Annotated in this window: 19 protein-coding genes and 2 tRNA genes; 13 read left to right on the top strand and 8 right to left on the bottom strand. The window is 35.3% G+C overall.

Annotated features, from left to right (window positions below):
• The 11 genes from ACM66U_RS06945 (at position 1) to ACM66U_RS06895 (ending at position 12,653) form a co-directional block, all read left to right on the top strand.
• A complete protein-coding gene (locus ACM66U_RS06945; RefSeq protein ID WP_418640399.1) occupies positions 1 to 1,263 on the top strand; it encodes a M18 family aminopeptidase in 1,263 nt (420 codons plus the stop codon).
• On the top strand, positions 1,263 to 2,246 hold the full coding sequence (locus ACM66U_RS06940; RefSeq protein WP_151900163.1) for a sensor histidine kinase: 984 nt from the start codon (positions 1,263 to 1,265) through the stop codon (positions 2,244 to 2,246). Before ACM66U_RS06945 ends, ACM66U_RS06940 begins: the two co-directional genes overlap by 1 nt.
• A gap of 80 nt (positions 2,247 to 2,326) precedes the next feature.
• Positions 2,327 to 5,449, top strand: coding sequence for a cytochrome c biogenesis protein CcsA (ccsA, locus tag ACM66U_RS06935; RefSeq protein ID WP_418640398.1), 3,123 nt, complete (start codon positions 2,327 to 2,329; stop codon positions 5,447 to 5,449).
• A 160-nt stretch (positions 5,450 to 5,609) separates the two neighbouring features.
• The gene (locus ACM66U_RS06930) at positions 5,610 to 6,314 is read left to right on the top strand and encodes a DUF2461 domain-containing protein (protein ID WP_151900165.1); all 705 of its coding nucleotides are present in this window, start codon (positions 5,610 to 5,612) and stop codon (positions 6,312 to 6,314) included.
• Positions 6,307 to 6,606, top strand: a complete 300-nt coding sequence (locus ACM66U_RS06925; protein WP_151900166.1) for a cupin domain-containing protein — start codon at positions 6,307 to 6,309, stop codon at positions 6,604 to 6,606. Before ACM66U_RS06930 ends, ACM66U_RS06925 begins: the two co-directional genes overlap by 8 nt.
• Positions 6,607 to 6,614: 8 nt before the next feature.
• Positions 6,615 to 7,568, top strand: coding sequence for a ferrochelatase (gene hemH / locus ACM66U_RS06920; RefSeq protein WP_151900167.1), 954 nt, complete (start codon positions 6,615 to 6,617; stop codon positions 7,566 to 7,568).
• Positions 7,565 to 8,200: an HAD family hydrolase gene (locus ACM66U_RS06915; protein ID WP_346388844.1), complete on the top strand. Its 636-nt coding sequence runs from the start codon at positions 7,565 to 7,567 to the stop codon at positions 8,198 to 8,200. The genes hemH and ACM66U_RS06915 overlap by 4 nt, the downstream gene beginning before the upstream one ends.
• A gap of 45 nt (positions 8,201 to 8,245) precedes the next feature.
• Entirely contained in the window at positions 8,246 to 8,926 is a 681-nt protein-coding gene (locus ACM66U_RS06910) for a hypothetical protein (RefSeq protein WP_418640397.1), read from the top strand.
• Positions 8,927 to 8,984: 58 nt separating this feature from the next.
• On the top strand, positions 8,985 to 10,184 hold the full coding sequence (locus ACM66U_RS06905; RefSeq protein WP_151900170.1) for a molybdopterin-dependent oxidoreductase: 1,200 nt from the start codon (positions 8,985 to 8,987) through the stop codon (positions 10,182 to 10,184).
• A 9-nt stretch (positions 10,185 to 10,193) separates the two neighbouring features.
• On the top strand, positions 10,194 to 10,502 hold the full coding sequence (locus ACM66U_RS06900; RefSeq protein ID WP_151900171.1) for a sulfite:cytochrome C oxidoreductase subunit B: 309 nt from the start codon (positions 10,194 to 10,196) through the stop codon (positions 10,500 to 10,502).
• Between the two features lie 39 nt (positions 10,503 to 10,541).
• Positions 10,542 to 12,653: a methyl-accepting chemotaxis protein gene (locus ACM66U_RS06895; protein WP_188110056.1), complete on the top strand. Its 2,112-nt coding sequence runs from the start codon at positions 10,542 to 10,544 to the stop codon at positions 12,651 to 12,653.
• A 291-nt stretch (positions 12,654 to 12,944) separates the two neighbouring features.
• Here the strand turns inward: ACM66U_RS06895 and ACM66U_RS06890 are convergent, their stop codons facing one another.
• The 7 genes from ACM66U_RS06890 to ACM66U_RS06860 form a co-directional block, all read right to left on the bottom strand.
• Complete coding sequence (locus ACM66U_RS06890; RefSeq protein ID WP_151900173.1) at positions 12,945 to 13,142, bottom strand: hypothetical protein; 198 nt, start codon at positions 13,140 to 13,142, stop codon at positions 12,945 to 12,947.
• A 255-nt stretch (positions 13,143 to 13,397) separates the two neighbouring features.
• Positions 13,398 to 13,679, bottom strand: coding sequence for a type II toxin-antitoxin system RelE/ParE family toxin (locus ACM66U_RS06885; protein WP_346388841.1), 282 nt, complete (start codon positions 13,677 to 13,679; stop codon positions 13,398 to 13,400).
• Positions 13,680 to 13,681: 2 nt separating this feature from the next.
• Positions 13,682 to 13,933: a hypothetical protein gene (locus tag ACM66U_RS06880; RefSeq protein ID WP_151900175.1), complete on the bottom strand. Its 252-nt coding sequence runs from the start codon at positions 13,931 to 13,933 to the stop codon at positions 13,682 to 13,684.
• Positions 13,934 to 14,251: 318 nt separating this feature from the next.
• On the bottom strand, positions 14,252 to 14,863 hold the full coding sequence (locus ACM66U_RS06875; RefSeq protein ID WP_151900176.1) for a Fic/DOC family protein: 612 nt from the start codon (positions 14,861 to 14,863) through the stop codon (positions 14,252 to 14,254).
• A complete protein-coding gene (locus ACM66U_RS06870) occupies positions 14,835 to 14,987 on the bottom strand; it encodes a hypothetical protein (protein ID WP_188110057.1) in 153 nt (50 codons plus the stop codon). Before ACM66U_RS06870 ends, ACM66U_RS06875 begins: the two co-directional genes overlap by 29 nt.
• 175 nt (positions 14,988 to 15,162) lie before the next feature.
• A tRNA-Gln gene (locus ACM66U_RS06865) sits at positions 15,163 to 15,237 on the bottom strand.
• A 20-nt stretch (positions 15,238 to 15,257) separates the two neighbouring features.
• Positions 15,258 to 15,334 (bottom strand) — tRNA-Met (locus ACM66U_RS06860).
• Positions 15,335 to 15,500: 166 nt separating this feature from the next.
• On the opposite strand from ACM66U_RS06860, the gene ACM66U_RS06855 reads away from it, so the two are divergent.
• Positions 15,501 to 16,529 (top strand): bifunctional 3,4-dihydroxy-2-butanone 4-phosphate synthase/GTP cyclohydrolase II, encoded by a 1,029-nt coding sequence (locus ACM66U_RS06855; protein WP_418640396.1) that lies wholly within the window; start codon positions 15,501 to 15,503, stop codon positions 16,527 to 16,529.
• Between the two features lie 3 nt (positions 16,530 to 16,532).
• A complete protein-coding gene (locus ACM66U_RS06850) occupies positions 16,533 to 17,465 on the top strand; it encodes an FAD:protein FMN transferase (RefSeq protein WP_418640395.1) in 933 nt (310 codons plus the stop codon).
• Here ACM66U_RS06850 and ACM66U_RS06845 read toward each other — a convergent pair.
• The gene (locus tag ACM66U_RS06845) at positions 17,455 to 18,558 is read right to left on the bottom strand and encodes a multiheme c-type cytochrome (RefSeq protein ID WP_418640394.1); all 1,104 of its coding nucleotides are present in this window, start codon (positions 18,556 to 18,558) and stop codon (positions 17,455 to 17,457) included. The genes ACM66U_RS06850 and ACM66U_RS06845 overlap by 11 nt on opposite strands.
• Between the last annotated feature and the right edge of the window lie 2 nt (positions 18,559 to 18,560).

Here is an 18,560-nt window from a genome sequence, read left to right as displayed (position 1 = left end):
ATGAATAAACAAGATTTTAACGAAGGACTTTTAGGCTTTTTGGATGCTTCGCCTACACCTTTTCATGCGACGCAAAATATGGCAATGATGTTTGAAAATGCAGGATTTATCAAGCTTGATGAAACAGATAAATGGGAACTTAAAGCAGGACAAAAGTATTATGTCACACGCAATGGCTCTTCAATCATTGCCTTTACCTATCCAAAAACAGAGAAAAATTATGTGATGGTCGGGGCACATACCGATTCGCCAAACCTGAAACTCAAGCCAAATCCTGTTATAAAAGAGCATGGTGTGGTGAAATTCGGTGTTGAGCCTTACGGCGGACTGCTCTTAAATCCCTGGTTTGACAGAGATTTATCTTTAGCGGGTCGGGTAAGTTATCTTGATGCAAACAAGACTTTGCAAAGTATCTTGATTAATGTGCAAAAGCCAATCGCTGTTATTCCATCGCTAGCCATTCATTTGGACGACAAAGCCAACAAAGAGAGAACGGTGAACAAACAGACAGATATCTGTCCGGTTTTGAGTACAAATGAAGATTTTGATTTTGATGAATTTATTAAATGGCAGCTTGCAAACAACGGTATCGGAGATGCCGAAGAAATTTATGCAAGTGAGTTGAGCTTTTATGATACACAAAAAGCAGAATTTGTAGGGCTGCGAAATGATTTTATTGCAAGTGCGCGGCTTGATAATCTGCTGAGTTGTTATACAGGCATGGTTAGTATTTGCAGTGTAAATACAGACAAGCCTATGCTTTTCATCGCAAGTGACCATGAAGAGGTGGGGAGTGAATCGACGAGCGGAGCAGGGGGCAGTTTTTTAGAAAATACCCTGCACAGAATGTTTGATGATTATGAAGAGTATATGCAGATGACAAGAAGCTCTTTGATGATAAGCGCAGACAATGCCCATGCAATTCATCCAAATTACCCGGCAAAACATGACAGCAATCATGCCCCGCATATAAACAAAGGTGTTGTCATAAAAGTCAATGCAAATCAGCGATATGCCTCCAATGACAAAACAATAGCAAAGTTTAAGTATAGCGCTTCATTGTTACATGTAAGGCTGCAAAATTTTGTGACAAGAAGCGATATGGGATGTGGCTCCACCATAGGACCCATCACGGCTTCGCGTTTAGGAATAGACACCATAGATGTAGGACTGCCAACCTGGGCAATGCATTCCATACGCGAACTTGCCGGCAGTGATGATGCACATGATTTGTATAAAATTTTGACAGGACTCAGTGCTTAATGGCATCTATTACACCGCAGGAACTTAATGTTCTTATTCAGCAGACTTATAAGGTTGAGAATGAGTTTAATGAGTTAAAGGCCTCGTATGCACACCTGCAGGATACTGTTGAAAAGGTTGTTGAATTTCTCCCTAATGCTATTTGGATTCTTAACAGTGATAACACTGTTTTTTTGCAAAATTCCCATGCAAGAGAGTTATGGGAGCTTTTAAAGCTTTTGGAGTACCGTGATGAAGATTATGAAATTACTTTTAATGCACACTCCTACCTTGTCAAGAGTTCTACCTATAAAGACAAAGTGATGCTCTCTGCAACAGATATTACAGAACAAAAGCGAAAAGAAAATCTTGCCACTATGGGACAGATGGCAGCCCACCTTTCCCATGAAATACGGAACCCTATAGGGGCGATTTCTTTGATGAGTTCGACACTTAAAAAACGGGTACTTCCTGAAAATATTCCAATAGTCGAAGAGATACAAAAATCAGTTTATAGAATTGAGCGAATCATTAAAGCGACACTGATGTTTTCAAAAGGTGTGCAGACACAAAAAGATCTTATACCGTGGAGTCAGCTCAAAGAGTCTCTGGATATGGCGATAGCCTATTACGGATATTCAAAAGAGATAGAGTTTGTTTTTCCAAAAGAGGATTTTTTTATGCATGCAGACAAAGATTTACTTGAAATGCTGTTTGCAAACTTTATCACCAATGCCATTGATGCGATAGAAGAGGATGAAAACGAAGAGGGAAGGGTTGAAATAACCTATGAAAATGATGGAATATATCACATCTTTAAGATATATGACAGTGGTGTGGCTATAGATAATGAAAAAGAGCTTTTTGAAGCATTTAAAAGCACAAAGCTCAAAGGCAACGGTTTAGGACTTGTTCTTTCCCGTCAGATTGCCGAGGCACACGGCGGAAGTGTAAATTTATGCACTGTGCAGAAAAAATGTTTTGAAGTGAAAATTAAAATGTAAGTTAAAAAGGCGTGATTGTTTTTAGGTTAGTTTATTATTATCTTATTGCAAGTATAATAATTTTTTTTAAAAGGTTAAACATGAAAAAAATTCTCTCTTTAATTGGTTCAATGCATACGATGGCAATTTTAATGCTTATTTTTGCATTTACAATAGGGTATGCAACGATAGTTGAAAATGACTATGGAACGATGACTGCAAAAGCAGAAATCTATAATGCACGATGGTTTGAGGTTTTGCTGGGTTTATTGGCTTTGAATCTTTTGTATAATATCTATCGATTTAAGATGTACAAACTCTCTAAAGCGCCTATTTTTATCTTTCATATTGCGTTCTTGGTGATATTGGTCGGTGCGGCAGTGACGCGGTATTTTGGTTATGAAGGGACTATGCATATTCGTGAAGGAGGCAGTGCTTCTTCAATTGTAAGTGCTGATCCCTATATAAGCATAAAAGTCAGTAACGGCAGTGACACAAAAAAATTCTCTAAAGTTTTATATCTCTCAAAAAGAGGAAATAATGATTTTGAGGCGTATTTGAAGCTTGAGAATAAAAAGGCTGATGTGAAGCTTGTAGAGTACATTCCTAATGCCATAGAAACTTTGGTGGCAGACAAAAACGGCAAGGCAATAGCAAAACTTATGGTTACAGGCAGTGGACAGGGAAAACCTGTAGCACTCGAAGAGGGCAAGTTTTATAATGCGGGAAGTTTTATTCTGGATTTTAATTCAGGCGAACATTTTGATAAACCGGTTTTGTTTTTATATATAAAAGACGGCAGGTTGTACCTGAAGCATGATATGAAACTTTCTTACTTAAAAATGGCTGACCGATCCAGAGGCAGTTTGGATGCAAATGATCATGAAGCGCTTCAGACAAGAGTTCTTTACAGCAGTGATTTAGGCGGTTTTGTTTTGCGTGATTTTATGCTGCATGCACATAAAAAAGTGGTTTCAAACCCAAAATCCATACTGCGGGCTTCCGGTGTAGATGCGCTTAAGTTTTTGGTTCACAGTGGCGATAAACAAAAAGAAGTCCTGGTATACTCACAAAAAGGTATGCTTGGTGTTCCCAGTGAAGTGGATATAAATGGTTTACATGTAAGTGTTGCCTATGGTTCAAAAGAGATAAAAATTCCTTTTACCTTAAAACTTTTGGATTTCCAGCTTGACAGATATCCGGGATCTATGAGTCCGGCATCGTATGCAAGTGAAGTGGAACTTATAGACAAGGAAATGGGAATTGATATGAAATACAGAATATATATGAATCATATTTTGGAACACAGAAATTACAGATTTTTCCAATCTTCTTATGATATGGATGAGAAAGGAACAATTTTGTCAGTAAACCATGACCCAGGAACACTGCCGACATATATAGGGTATTTTTTATTGGCACTCGGAATGTTTTGGGCACTTTTTTCCAAAAAACACAGATTTGCCAAACTTTCGGCAAAAGCAAAGAAAGCGAGTGAGTGTAAAATAGTTCCGGCATTGTTGATTGCAGGTTTGGCATTTGCAGTGACACCGGCAAAAGCCGCTGAACTTGATCCGGCTATAAAAACCATACTTTCTTTTGATAAAGAGCATGCACAAAAATTTGGACATTTGATAGTGCAGGATACAAAAGGACGTATGAAGCCGATAGATACACTTGCTTTGGAAGTATTGGCAAAAATACACAGAAGTTCTACATTGCAAGTCGGAGAAACAGAGTTAAGTGCAAATCAGGTAATCCTGGGCATGATGATACGACCGGATGTTTACAAAGACATAAAACTTATTCGAACGGGTGATGAAAGAATAAATGAGGCCATAGGAATAAAAAAAGATGCAAAATATGCCTCTTTTGCACAGTTTTTTCAGGATCCTGCAGGTATGCGGGGTTACAAGCTTTTGTCTCTTGTTGAACAGGCTTCAAGAAAAGCTCCAAAAGACAGAAACAAGTTAGACAAAGCTGCCTTGAAAATTGATGAAAAAGTAAATGTTGTTTATATGGTTTTTACAGGTTCACTGTTGAAAATATGGCCAAAACCGAATGACCTTAATAACAAATGGTATGCAACAATTGAGGCTTTAAAAACATTTGATGCTTCTCAGGCTGAAAAAGTCAGAATGATTGCGATAGCCTATTTCACAGCTGTCGATGCTGCTCTTTCAAACGGAGAATGGAAAATCGCTGATGCAGGATTGAAAAAGATAGACGAATATCAGAGGTTCTACGGTTCTGCTGTCTATCCGAGTGAAAATAAAATAAAAGCAGAGATTTTTTACAACCACTCAAATGTTTTTGAAATTCTTTGGCCATTGTATTTCATTATGGGCTTTGTATTGTTGATTTTAAGTTTTGTGAAAATTTTAAAACCGAAATTTCAAATGCAAAAAATTACAAAAGTTTCTTTGGGACTTTTAGGTATCTTTTTTATTGCACATACTTTGGGTCTTGCACTGCGATGGTACATATCGGGACATGCTCCATGGTCAAACGGTTTTGAATCAATGACATATATTGCATGGGCAACAGTTCTGGCAGGATTTATTTTTTCCAAGCAGTCTCCTATTACGCTGGCATCTACGTCAATTTTGGCAGGTCTGATTCTGTTTGTGGCACATTTGAGCTGGATGAACCCGCAGATTACCAATCTTGTGCCTGTACTTAATTCTTACTGGTTGAGTATTCATGTATCAATGATTACGGCAAGTTATGGTTTTCTGGGGCTTGGAGCATTGCTTGGATTTATCACCCTGTTGCTGTTTATTGTAAAAAATGACAAAAATGACAAGCAGATTTCGCTCTCTATTAAAGAGTTGAATGCCATTAACGAAATGAGTTTGATCATTGGGCTCGTTTTACTGACTGTTGGAAACTTTTTAGGCGGTGTCTGGGCGAATGAATCATGGGGTCGATACTGGGGATGGGATCCAAAAGAGACATGGGCACTGGTGACTATTTTAGTCTATGCCGTTGTTATCCATGTACGGTTTATTAAATCTATTTACAATGATTTTAATTACAGTGTAATCTCGCTCTTGGCATTTACATCGGTTTTGATGACATATTTCGGAGTGAATTATTATCTTGCGGGTATGCACTCGTATGCAAAAGGGGATCCGGTACCTATTCCTGACTTTGTTCCGGTAAGCTATGCTATTGTATTTATAATTATTGCACTTGCTTTTAGAAACAGAAAATTAGCATAGAAATACCAGATTTTAGGCAAGCTTAAAACCTTGGTTTTAAACGCAATGCTATTAAGTTAAGCGACTTTTTTGGAACCCGTACTTTAGTGCGGGCTTTGTGTCTTTCATGACTAAGTTTTAGTTTGACACATATATTTGTAATGTAAAAAAGGAAATACCTTTGGAGTTTACAGGTTTTAGTAAAAAAACACTGCCGTTTTTGGCAGCAATTCGAAAAAATAACAACAAAGAGTGGTTTTCGGCTCATAAACAGGAGTACGAAACACTCATTCTCAATCCCTCCCGTGCTTTTGTCACAGAGATGGGAGAGCATCTGCAGGCACTTGAACCATCCATAAACGCAATACCAAAAATCAACAAATCTCTGTATAGAATCTACCGTGATTCAAGACGTCCAAATGCGCTTGCAATGCCTATAAAAGAGCGCATCGGCATAATATTTTGGCAGGGAAACAGCAAGAGAATGCAAAGCTCCTCTTTTTATCTGCACTTTTCGCCTGAAGAACTTTATGTAGCCGTGGGTGTACGCTGGTTTGAAAAACCGATGCTTGATGCTTTTCGGCAAACCATTAAAAATGATGCCAAACGTGCCGAACTCGCAAATATACTTAAAGTTATCAAAGCAAAAAACAAAAACTACACCCATCTTGAAAAAGGCTATAAGCGTTTTCCTAAAGGATTTCATGCTGATATGGAACATGCTGATTTGAGCCTTTATAAAGGTATGGCAACCTATACGATACTCGACCCGCATCTTATAGAAGACGGGGAGAAGCTTATAAACAGGCTTTATGAAATTTATGAAGATATGCTGCCTCTGCAACAGTTTATGTATGAAGTCAGCCTGAGAGTCGAAGATGAGTAATATTTTTGATTATGAGCTGCCTGAACCTGACAGTGAGAAATTTCAAACACTTTTAAAAAAGAAAAATGTAGAAATAAAAACTATAGTAAGCAACACCCTGAAAACTCCGCAAACCTTTGTTGAGGAGAGAGATGAATGGCTTGTCGTTCTCAAAGGTTGTGCAAAATTGGAAATAAATGGTATAGTACACAAATTAAAAAGCGGTGATACTCTGTTTATAGCTGCAAATACAAAGCATACACTTCTCAAAACAAAAAAAGTCGTTGTCTGGCTGAGTGTATATATACAATAGGAAGTAGATTGAAAAAAGAGGCAATAGTATTACTGAATATGGGTGGTCCAAACAACCTGAATGAAGTAGAAATGTTTTTAAAAAATATGTTTGCAGATAAAAACATACTGACGATGAAAAGCAATCTTGTGAGAAAAATGGTTGGCGGACTGATTGTCTTTAACCGTGCGGAAGCATCTCAGGAGATATACAGAGAACTTGGCGGAAAATCGCCTATAGTGGGGCATACAAAAAATCTTGTGTCAAAACTGCAAAAAAAACTGGGTGAAAAATTTATAGTTGATTTTGCCATGCGATATACACCGCCTTTTGCCTGTGAAGTAGTGGAAAAACTGGCTAAAGAGGATGTGGACAAAATATACTTGATTCCTTTGTATCCGCAATACTCTACAACGACGACAAAGTCCTCTCTTGAAGATTTTGAAGAGTGCTATCACAAGAGTAAAGGCAATGCACTTTTGGTGGAAATAAAACATTTTTTCCAAAATGAAACATATAACAGGGCAGTTATTCAAAGTATTCAAAATACAGTGGGAGAGAGTGAGTATCGTGATTTTGACATTGTTTTTTCAGCACACGGACTTCCGCAAAAAATTATAGATGCGGGAGATGTGTATGAAAAACATGTGAAACGTCATGTGGAAATTTTAAAAGAGATGATGCAAAAAGAAGGGATGGCATTTCATGATGTTCATTTGGCATACCAGTCAAAAGTAGGGCGTATGGAGTGGCTCAAACCTTCACTTGAGGACAAACTCAAAACAGTCAGAAACAGGGGTGTTGTCATTTTTCCTATCGCCTTTACTATTGACAATTCGGAAACAGACTATGAGCTGGATGTAGAGTACAGAGAAATAGCACAGGATTTGGGATTTAAAGAGTATAGAGTCTGTAAATGTCCAAATGACAGTGATTTGTTTGTTGAAGCACTTGTGGAAATTTATAAAAAGATGAAATCATGAAAAAAATAGTTATATTTGATATGGACGGGACATTGATTGATTCAAAAAAAGATATTACCATCTCAGTCAATTATGTAAGAAAAACAAATCATAACCTGCCTCCACTAAGCGAAGAGTTTATAGTGGATGCTATTAACAAAGAGGTAAGAAATCTTCCTAAACTCTTTTACAATACTGAAATCTATGAAGAAAAAGACAGAATTCTTTTTGAAAAACATTATAAAGAGCAGTGTATAGAACATCCTTACCTTTATGATGGTGTCCAAGAGATGCTTGAGCGGTTACATGTAAAGGGGGTAAAGCTTTCAGTTGCGACAAATGCACCGACACAGTTTGCCCTGACAATGCTGAAACATTTACATGTAGCCGATCTGTTTGACATGATAGTCGGTGCAGATAAAGTACAGGCATCAAAGCCGCATCCCGATATGATACACAAGATTTTGAATTTTTACAGTTATGATGCAAAAAAAGATAAGGCATGGATGGTGGGGGATAATTCAAAAGATATTAAAAGTGCACACAATGCCGGCATTGAAGCGATTTTTGCAGCATGGGGATTTTCTGCGCATGGAACACATACCGTAGTAGTAAAAGATCCAAAAGAAATAGTAGATATCGTTTTACAATAAATTATGATACAATAAATCCTAACTCGGTTGAGGAGGGATGTCAAAATGTTTCATAATGATCTACTGATAGCTTTTATTGTAATGGGCATTTTATTTTTACGACAAATAGCAATTTTGAAACGTCCGGACAAAATTAACTATGCTCCTCTTGTTCTTGCTATTGGAGTGATTGCTACACTTGTCCATTTTATTTTACATACACAGTATGCAGATATTTTACTACTTGTCAAAGAATCTCTTTTTCCTCTTCTTTTTGCTTTAATCTTATATGTAATTATGAACATTTTTCATCAAACACAACAATCGCAGTTTATGAAAATGCAATTGGCACAACTTGAGAGCATCATACATGCAGACAGATATATACAGAGAGTTGAAGAGCAAAATATTGTTTTAGAAACATCAAATAAACTGTCTGCTTTGATAAAAGATTTTGAAAGTGAGATACTGCTTTTAAAATCTCATACCGGCAGTATAAATACAACTTTAAGCGAGAGTGAAGCCAAACTGTTAAATGTCAAGAATCAAAGTGAAATGATAATAAAACAGATTGTTTTATCAGTGAAGAATATGCAGGAACTTGAAAAAACAACAGCAAGTTTTCCAAAAATATTTTCTCAATTAAACAGTGTGATTCAAGAAATAGAAGCGATAAAATCGGATTATATAACATCATACAAAGAGCTTGAAAATCTTTTAAAAAGATTGGAAAAAAAGCTCTTTTAAGTCATTTTAAATATTTGTCGATATAATCCAAACCAAAATAACAATTATAAGGAAAAATATGAAAAGAAGAGAATTTCTTAAAACTTCTATGGCTGCTTCAGCTGCTATTTTAGGTACAACTGCATTATCAGCCGGTGAAACACATCAGCCAATTGATACCAGAAAAGTCTCTGATATGGCTTTCCCTGAAAAAAGACCATTGATAACCTATTCGGACAGACCACCGCTTTTGGAATCACCAAGAAGCACATTTGCACGCGGCATCACTGAAAATGATGAATTTTTTGTCAGATGGCACCTTCCGGATATTCCGACTTATATTGATACAGATTCTTTTACTATTAAAATCGATGGTTTGGTTGAAAAAGAGTTGGAAATTTCTCTTAAAGAGTTGAAAAATGATTTTGAACAAGTTGAAGTAACTGCAGTACTGCAATGTGGTGGTAATTCCCGTTCAGCTTTTACACCAATAGCAGGCGGTATTCAATGGGGAAGTGGTGCTATGGGATGTGCAAAATGGAAAGGTGTACGGTTAAGTGATATTTTGAATCGTGCAGGCTTGAAAAAAGATGCTCATTGGATCGGTTTCAACGGTAAGGATAATGCAGCTTATTATGAAACACCGAATTTTGTAAGAGAATTAGAGATTGAAGAGTTAAATGATCATGTCATTATTGCGTATGAAATGAATGGTGAGGATTTACCTTATTTAAATGGCTTTCCTCTTCGTTTGGTTATTCCTGGATACTATTCGGACAGTTGGGTTAAAATGTTAAGTAATATTACAGTTACAAATAAATACAAATCTCTTTTCTTTATGGATGTAGCATACCGTGTTCCAGACAATAAATGTGAATGTGAAACGCCAAAGCATAAATTTAAACCAACAAAGCCAATAACAAATATGAATGTAAAATCAGTGATAGGGTATCCTGAAAACGGGATGAAACTCTATCATAATTCACATGTAGTTGTAAGAGGTGTGGCATTTGATGACGGACATGGAATTAGAGAAGTTTTAGTCTCTGTTAATGGTGGGAAAACATGGGAAAAAGCAGAACTCAAACAAGAAAATGGACGTTATGCTTATACGGAGTTTAGGTATTCATATAAACCTACAAAATACGGAAAACTGACATTTATGGCAAAAGCAGTTAATCGTCTTGGAGATGAACAGCCATTTGCAAAAGATATCGGATGGAACCATGGTGGATATAAGTACAATGGTATTGATGAAGTTACAGTAGAAGTGGTTTAAGGAGAAAAAATGAAAAAATTATTATTAATAGCAATACTGTCCGCAGGTTCACTCTTTGCACAAGTAAAGGGAGATATTGAAGTCCCGTATATATCTTATCAAATCAAAATGGGTAAAGGATTTGATGCTGTTCAGGCAAACTGTCTGATGTGTCACTCTTTTGGATATATTATTAACCAAGGTCCTCAATCACGTGAGTTTTGGCATAAAAAGATAGAGAAGATGATTGTACATTTTAAAGCACCTATCACAAAAGAAGATGAAAAAATTGTGACTGACTATCTCTTTAAGCACTATGGAAACGGCAAATTAAAATAGTACCTGTCAAAAAAAATTGCAGGAATGGAGGTAAATTTCATGTCAATCAGTAAAAAAATACATATACCATTGGTAGTTTCTATTTTAGCAGGATTTATTGTTATTTTGGTGAACTACTATTATTCTATTAAAGACTTGGAACATGAGGTTTATACTTCAGAATCTGCTTCTTTGCATCTTAGCTACAAGCAAGCAATGCAAGCAAAGGAAGACATCGGTCTTACCAATGCTATAAACATATCGCAAAATTACAGTGTGATACGCTCATTGATGGAAAACAACAGAACTGTTGCCATCAATGGTTTAAAAAGCCTGTCTCAGGAATTTAAAAAATACACAAAATATAAAAATATTAAAATACATATACATGATGCAAATGTACATAGTTTTTTACGTGCTTGGAAGCCAAAGAAATTTGGAGATGATTTAAGTTCTTTTAGAAAAACAATAGTTGCCGTTAAAAGAGATAAAAAACCTATTGTCGCTATTGAGCTTGGTCGTGCAGGGCTTGTACTCAGAGGCTTAGCTCCTGTTGAGCTCAATAATCGCTATTTAGGTTCTGTTGAATTTATGCAAGGTTTAAATTCTATAATAAAATCTGCGAGAAAAAACAACGGATACGAAATAGCCATTGTCATGAAAAACGAATATCTCTCAACAGCACGTTCATTAAAATCTGCTCCAAAAGTCGGTAATTTTACACTTGCAGTCAAAGAAAATGTCGTTAATAAAGAGTTTTTTAATGATTTGGCTCATATTTCTATTGAGAAGACAGATAGACCACAAATAACTGATAAGTATTTTATAGTCTCAGAACCTATAAAAGATTTTTCAAACAATGTTGTTGCTTATGCACTGATCGGTGAAGATATCAATAAAGTAAACAGCGTCATTTCTCAATCTGAAGACTCTCTTTTGAGACAAGTATATATTATGTCTTTGGTTGATCTGTTTATTTTACTGTTTTTAATGTACATTATCAAAAAAACAATTACTGACCCTATAGTAAACCTTGCAAATGTTGCTGATGAATTGGCACAGGGTGATGCTGATTTGTCAAAGAGACTTCCCGTGGTATCAGAAGATGAATTAGGGCAGGCGAGTAAAAATTTCAATGCCTTTTTAGATAAAGTCGAAGCGCTTGCACTCGAAGCAAAAGAAGAAGCTTTAAGAGCTGAAGATTCTGCAAAACATGCTGCGGAAATTGGCGAGAAGAACAAACTGACTCTTGCGCTGTCGGGAGAGATGATAAGCGGTGCACTCAACAATGCAGAAAATTTAAGAAACAGCATGTCTCAGAGTGTTGAAAGTGTCAATCAGGTAAATATACTCAATGCCAAAACATCCGAAGTCATTAAAGAAGTGACACACTCTACGGATAACATTAAAGATGCAATTGGCAGTATTACAGAGATGGTTTCAGAATCACGGCATTCTGCAGAGGAACTGAATGCAAATGTTGAAGAAATTTTTAATGTGATCTCTCTTATTAAAGATATTTCAGACCAGACTAACCTGCTTGCACTGAATGCGGCTATAGAAGCAGCACGTGCAGGTGAACACGGACGAGGATTTGCAGTAGTTGCCGATGAAGTTCGTAAGCTTGCAGAACGAACGCAAAAAGCTACAAGTGAGGTAGAAGCAAATATAAGTGTACTTAAGCAAAATTCGATGAATATGAGTGAAAACAGTGAAAAAATTGAAGAACACTCCATAAGTTCACAGCAAACACTCGAGGACTATGTTGACACGCTTTCTCAGTTGATTTCCAACAGTGAAGCTATCACAAAAGACAATGAAATCATAGGATACGAACTCTTTGCAAATATGGCTAAACTTGATCATATGGTCTATAAAAACAATGCATATTCATCAATGCTTGAAGGGAAATTGAAATTTGAATTGAGTGACCATACTCAATGCAGACTAGGCAAATGGTATGCAGATGAAGGTAAAAAACTATTTGGAAAAAGCAGTTTTTATACCAACCTGCAAGAGCCGCATAAAAAAGTGCATGATGATATAGCAAAAGCTATGCGTATGCTTGGCAGTGATAAAGTTGATGAAATCATAAAAATATTTAAAGATGCAGAAAAAGCATCACAGGAGTTGTTTACTTATTTAGACAATATGGTTAAAGAGAAATTATAATTCTCTTTAACCCGCTATTTATACACAATGCCATTAAGTTAAGAAAATTAATGTTTTTTTGGAACCGGTACTTCAGTCATAAGTATCTACACAACTCAAAACTCCATCTACATCAGATATCTTGTTCCTGGTTACGAGCCTGCAGCTTAATCGAACTAAAAAAACTTTCTGATTTCCAACATATTTTTACTGTTTGTATGTTCTGTCTCTCATACAAGCAAACAGGCATAAGAGGCAACAAACAAGCGTTTAAATATAGCCTGTGCACTCTTATGTTGCCATTTTTCCAAATTAAACCCTGAACTCTTTAGCAGTTGTTAAACGAGTGCTTTCATTGATTTCATTGAAAAAGATAGCATATGCTTCTTCTAGGAGCTCTTTTTCTATCTCATGGATAGTTTGAGTGTCTTTGATGTTAAATTTGTTTCTAGATACATCACTGTTCTCGTAGTAAAACTCACTACTTACTAACTGATACTTTGATGCCATACTTTTTTCTGAGGAGTTGAGCTTTTTTTATAACAGAAGTATTTTGTTGTAGTATATCCTTCAATAGCTTGAAAGATAGATACAATTTTTGAGATAATATTTTTATTGTTCGGATTCTTGCTCTGCCAATTCAAATTTAAAGTGCTTATTTTAGGGGTTTTAAGGGGTGGATGGGGTAGAGGGTTTCACTGTATCCCTGTTTTATTGTATTTTTTAAATACAAAATAAAAATATACCCCTAAAAATTAAAGTGACCTACAATTCTGCTTTATACTTTTTAATACCTAAAACTGTAATGATTGATTTTTCTTCATCAACTTTATATACAACTGTATACCCTTTATAAATCAAGTCTCGGATATTATCATCATCAAAGTAAATTGATTTTCTACATTTGTAAGGCATATGGTGTATATCTTCAATTAATTTTTTTATCCCTTTTTTAAATTGATTTGCTCTATTCTTGCTATCTTGTGCAATATAGTCCCAAATGTTATTAAAAGAATTTATAAACCTTGGCTCATAGATAATTTTCATACTTAATTGCTAGTATGATGTTCTATTGTATTCCATACTTCTGTATGTGAAAGAGGTTTTGTCTTTCCACTTTCAATATTTTCTAAAGCATTTTGGAAATAAGCTTTATCCTCTTGAAATTGCTTAGAGTTTAAGTAATCATCTTTTCTATCTACTAGATTCAGAAGGTATTCATTAATTTTTGATTGCATATCAATGCCAGCACTCTTGAGTTTTTGATAAACATCATCTTGAATATTTAAAGATATTTGCATCTGTAATTACCTCCTTTAGTTACCTAAGTATAACATATTTTTGATGATACAGGTTAATTGTAATTATAATATTTATTTGTATTTTGTTGTATTTTGGGACTGTGATTAACTTTGCTATTTGATTATTTTAGATTTAGAGCATGAAAAAAATCAGTTAAATCTACTTCTAATACATTTGCAATTTTTGCAAGGTGTTCAATATTAAAATGTATAATGCCCCTAAAAATCAAGACAGCATCTCCAGAAATCTAATTTCATCTTCATCTGTTACCTTATGCCACATTTTTTAGATATTCAAGCGCCAATTATCAACAGTTACTACTTCGATAGTCCATTGAAAATGATTTTTTCTAAAGCTGAGCTATCTGCAAACTGTACACACTCTATAGCAGCATCAATGTACTCACTTGGAGTAATGTGAGAATAGTCTATAAACTGATACCCATTATATGCAGCTATCATATCAATAAACATCCTTGTAATTCTCCCATTGAGCTCATAAAAAGGGTGTAGGGCATTAAGTTCACATTTGTAATAAGCCAGCTTTTTTACAAACTCTGATTTTGGACGTGATGTATAATCTTTGAGAAAATTATCATTAGCTAAATCTGTAAATATTTTTTGAGATGAACTTTTGACAAATTCACCTTGACAAAATCTTGACTCACCTTTTGCCATGTTGAAATCCCTGTATAGTCCAGCCCAATCATATAGTGATTCAAACGTTCTTTTGTGTAGTGAAATGAAATATATCTCATCAAAATGAGTGTTCTCGTTAAGTTCATTGAAAAAGACAGTATATGCTTCTTCCAGGAGCTCTCTTTCTATCTCATGGACAGTTTCTGTGTCTTTGATATTAAATTTGTTTCTAGGAACATCACTGTTATCGTAGTAAAACTCACTACTTACTAACTGATACTTTGATGCCATATTTTTTTCTAAGGAGTTGAGCTTTTTTTATAACAGAAGTATTTGTTGTAGTATATCCTTCAATAGCTTGAGAGACAGATACAATTTTTGAAATGATATTTTTATTGTTTGGATTCTTACTCATAAAATACTTCCTTAAATAGATAAGTTATTATAACAAAAAATAGATGATGAATAGATAAGTTGTATATTTTGAAAAGTTGTAAAAATGTTACTGTAAGTGTCAGTCGTATTGTCAGTAAAAATCCCGCCAATTTTAAGATTTAGTTTTGAAAGTGCCTAATTTAGGGAGTTTAAAGTGGATGGGGTAGAGGGATTCGAACCCCCGAATGCCAGTACCAAAAACTGGTGCCTTACCGCTTGGCGATACCCCAATGCTTTGTAGATTAAAGATTGGTTGCGGAAACAGGATTTGAACCTGTGACCTTCGGGTTATGAGCCCGACGAGCTACCGAACTGCTCTATTCCGCGGTGTTTCAAACACTTTTACTCTGTGTTTGTGAGCGAAATTATAGACAAAAATTTCTTTTATGTCAAGAGTTTTTTATTAAAAGTATTAATTTTTTTTTTGAACTCTTTTTAATACTAATTTTCCTATAATAAAGAAAAGAAAAATATTAATAAATAAAGAGAAAATATGAAACCGATAGAAAGAGTTTTACAGGCTATAGAAGATATTAAAAAAGGTAAAATGGTTATTATGGTTGATGATGAAGACAGAGAAAATGAGGGCGATCTGGTCTATGCAGCTGCCTTTTCTACACCGGCACATGTAAACTTTATGGCAATGCACGCACGGGGGCTTATATGTGTTGCTCTTTCTAAGTCTATTGCCGACAGACTTGATTTGAATCCTATGGTGAGTTCAAATACCTCTTCGTATGAAACTGCCTTTACAGTCTCTGTTGATGCTAAAGATGCACTGACAGGAATTTCAGCTAAAGAGCGGGACGATACTATAAAAATATTAGCCAACCCCCTTTCAAAGCCGGATGAACTGGTAAAACCGGGACATATTTTTCCTCTCATTGCAAAAGAGGGCGGTACACTTGTAAGAACAGGCCATACGGAAGGCTCTGTTGATCTGTGCCGTTTGGCAGGGCTGAGTGAAGCGGGGGTAATTTGTGAAATAATTAAAGATAACGGTGAAATGGCCCGTCGTGATGATTTGGATATTTTTGCCAAAAAACATGATCTGCATACAGTATTTATTTCTGATATTGTTGAGTATAGACTTTCGAATGAAAGACTTGTAAAAGAGACAGAGGTGCAGGAGATAGAGTTTTTCGGTGTCAAAGTGCAGCAACATACATTTGAAGACCATGATGGTATAAAACATACAGCGATACTTTTTTACAATGCAGGAGAAGTTGCAAATGTACGGGTTCATAATGTAATTCCTGACTGTGAACTGCTTTTGCAACAAGAGAAATACAATAATTTGATCAATTCTATAGAATATCTGAAGCAAAACAGCGGTTTGTTGGTTTTTATAAACAAAACACATCATCAGGACAATGCGGCCATAAAAGAGTTTGGAATAGGGGCGCAGATTATTAAATCATTTGGTATTTCAAAAATGAATCTTATTACTTCTATGAAAAAAACCGACTTTGTAGGACTGAGCGGATTTGGACTTGAAGTAAATGAGATTATTGATATTTAACTGATGTACAAATTTTTTCTTCTTGTCTCTGTATTTGTTACATGTAATGCAGATTCACAGATGATACAGCGTACAAAAGTATTGATGGGTACTTTTGTGTCAATATCTGTCGACAAGGAAGATAAAAAATTTCTTAAACCCTCTTTTGAGATTATCAAAAGGGTCGATAACTCGCTCTCTACCTATAAAAAGAATTCTCCAATATCTCAACTTAATCAAAACAGACATGCATCTTTAGACAAGTATTCTTATGAAGCTTTGACGCTTTCTTTAAAATACTATAAGCAAACACACGGGTACTTTAATATTGCGATAGGAACAATTACGAAAGATTTATACAGATTTGGTGCCAAAGAGCGTATTGCTTTGAAAAATGAACTTGAAAAAAGTTCTGTTTCTGTCAATGAGCTTAGATTTGATAAAGATGAGGCTTTTTTAGGCAATGCAGTAAAAATAGATCTTGGCGGTATGGGAAAGGGATTTGCAGTAGACAAAGTCAGTGAATTTTTACTGCAAAACAAGGTGAAAAAGGCAGTTGTTGCCCTGAGCGGAGACATTCGATGCATAGGCAGCTGTAAAATTGCCGTTAATAATCCTTTGGATGTGACACATCCTTTGGTTACATTTATAATACATAACAGCGGTGTAAGTACAAGCGGAAATTATAATCGTTATATAAAAAGCACAAAGTATAATCATCTCATTAATCCAAAAACAAAAGAATCAGAACAAAAATTTATCTCTATAACGCTTGTCTCAAAACTTCCATCAGCAACACTCGATGCATATGCAACGGCTGCGAGTGTTATGCCGATAAAAGAAACATATGCATTTTTAGATTCTAAGAAGATAGGCTACATTATTTTGCAAGCAGATAAAAAACTTGTTATAAGCAAAAATATAGCTGAATATACTGATATGTTTATTAAAAATTAAATGATTCAGTTTTTAGAATTCTTATTTTGGTAAGCTCTTTGTTATATTGCAGCTTTAACTCTTTTGCTGCTTTTTTTGAGATAAGCCGAAAACCAAGTGTTAGTACAATTTTATCACCTTTTTGCAGCTTTGTGTTGTAAATAATATTTTTTTTCGCATAAATAAGGGTGTCTTTTAAAATATTTGTTGCTTCAAAAGGCATACTTTCTTTGTTGCCTTTTCCGAAAATACGTGTAAATATATAAGGTTCCTGAACTATTTTGTCTGCTCCGCGAATGATTGTAACATTGAGGACTCCTTCTCTGTAGGCCTGTCCGAACAGAGCATGATTGGCAAGATTTTCAATGCTTACCTGAAAGCCTTTTTCATGTTTTTGTACATGAAAATTGATATATTTTCCGAGACTTTTGCTGAGTTTGTGCAGACCTGCTATGCCATGATAGGCATGAGTCTTACTGTCGCTGAGTGTTGTTTTGCTGCCCATGGTTTGCGGCATATGACAGGATATGCAGGTATTTTTGTCTTTTTTGTCAATATACGCATCAAGCATGATGATATCAAAATCATGCGCATTGTTTACATGTGAATGGCATCCCATGCAGACATTGCCGTTATAGTAGTTTTCATTGTTGTATTCAATTTGGTGATAAGGAGAATTTTTAGAGCGTTTGATAAGACCAAAAAAAGAAGTTGTTGTTTCATATGTAACTTTGGATCTGTTTCTTTTATCTTCTTGGGCACTAAAGAAGTCTTTTTTCTTTCCTGTTAAAATATTTTTGTTCGCTTCATCATATTTTTGAATATTTTTGATTGTATGGCAGTAGATACATGATATCGGTTCTTCTTTTTCCTGTTGCAGGTTTTTTGCGCTTGGTGCATGGCAGCTGTTGCATTTGCCTCTTTCTTTTTCTTTGTGTTCTTTCTCAAAGACCGCTCTATATATTGCATCATTAGCAAGCGATGACTTTCTGTGAATGGAATCATAATATTCTTTATAGATTAAAGGATGGCATTTTTGACACACTTTGTTGTCGTTTGCAAAGGAAGCATTACATGTAATAAGAAGTAATAAAAATAATAAAAGTGTTTTCATAG

It is taken from the genome of Sulfurimonas sp. ST-27 (assembly GCF_048081595.1).
Lineage (GTDB): Bacteria > Campylobacterota > Campylobacteria > Campylobacterales > Sulfurimonadaceae > Sulfurimonas > Sulfurimonas hydrogeniphila.
Note: the sequence above shows the minus strand (reverse complement) of the source record. Positions and strands in the feature narration are given on the sequence as shown.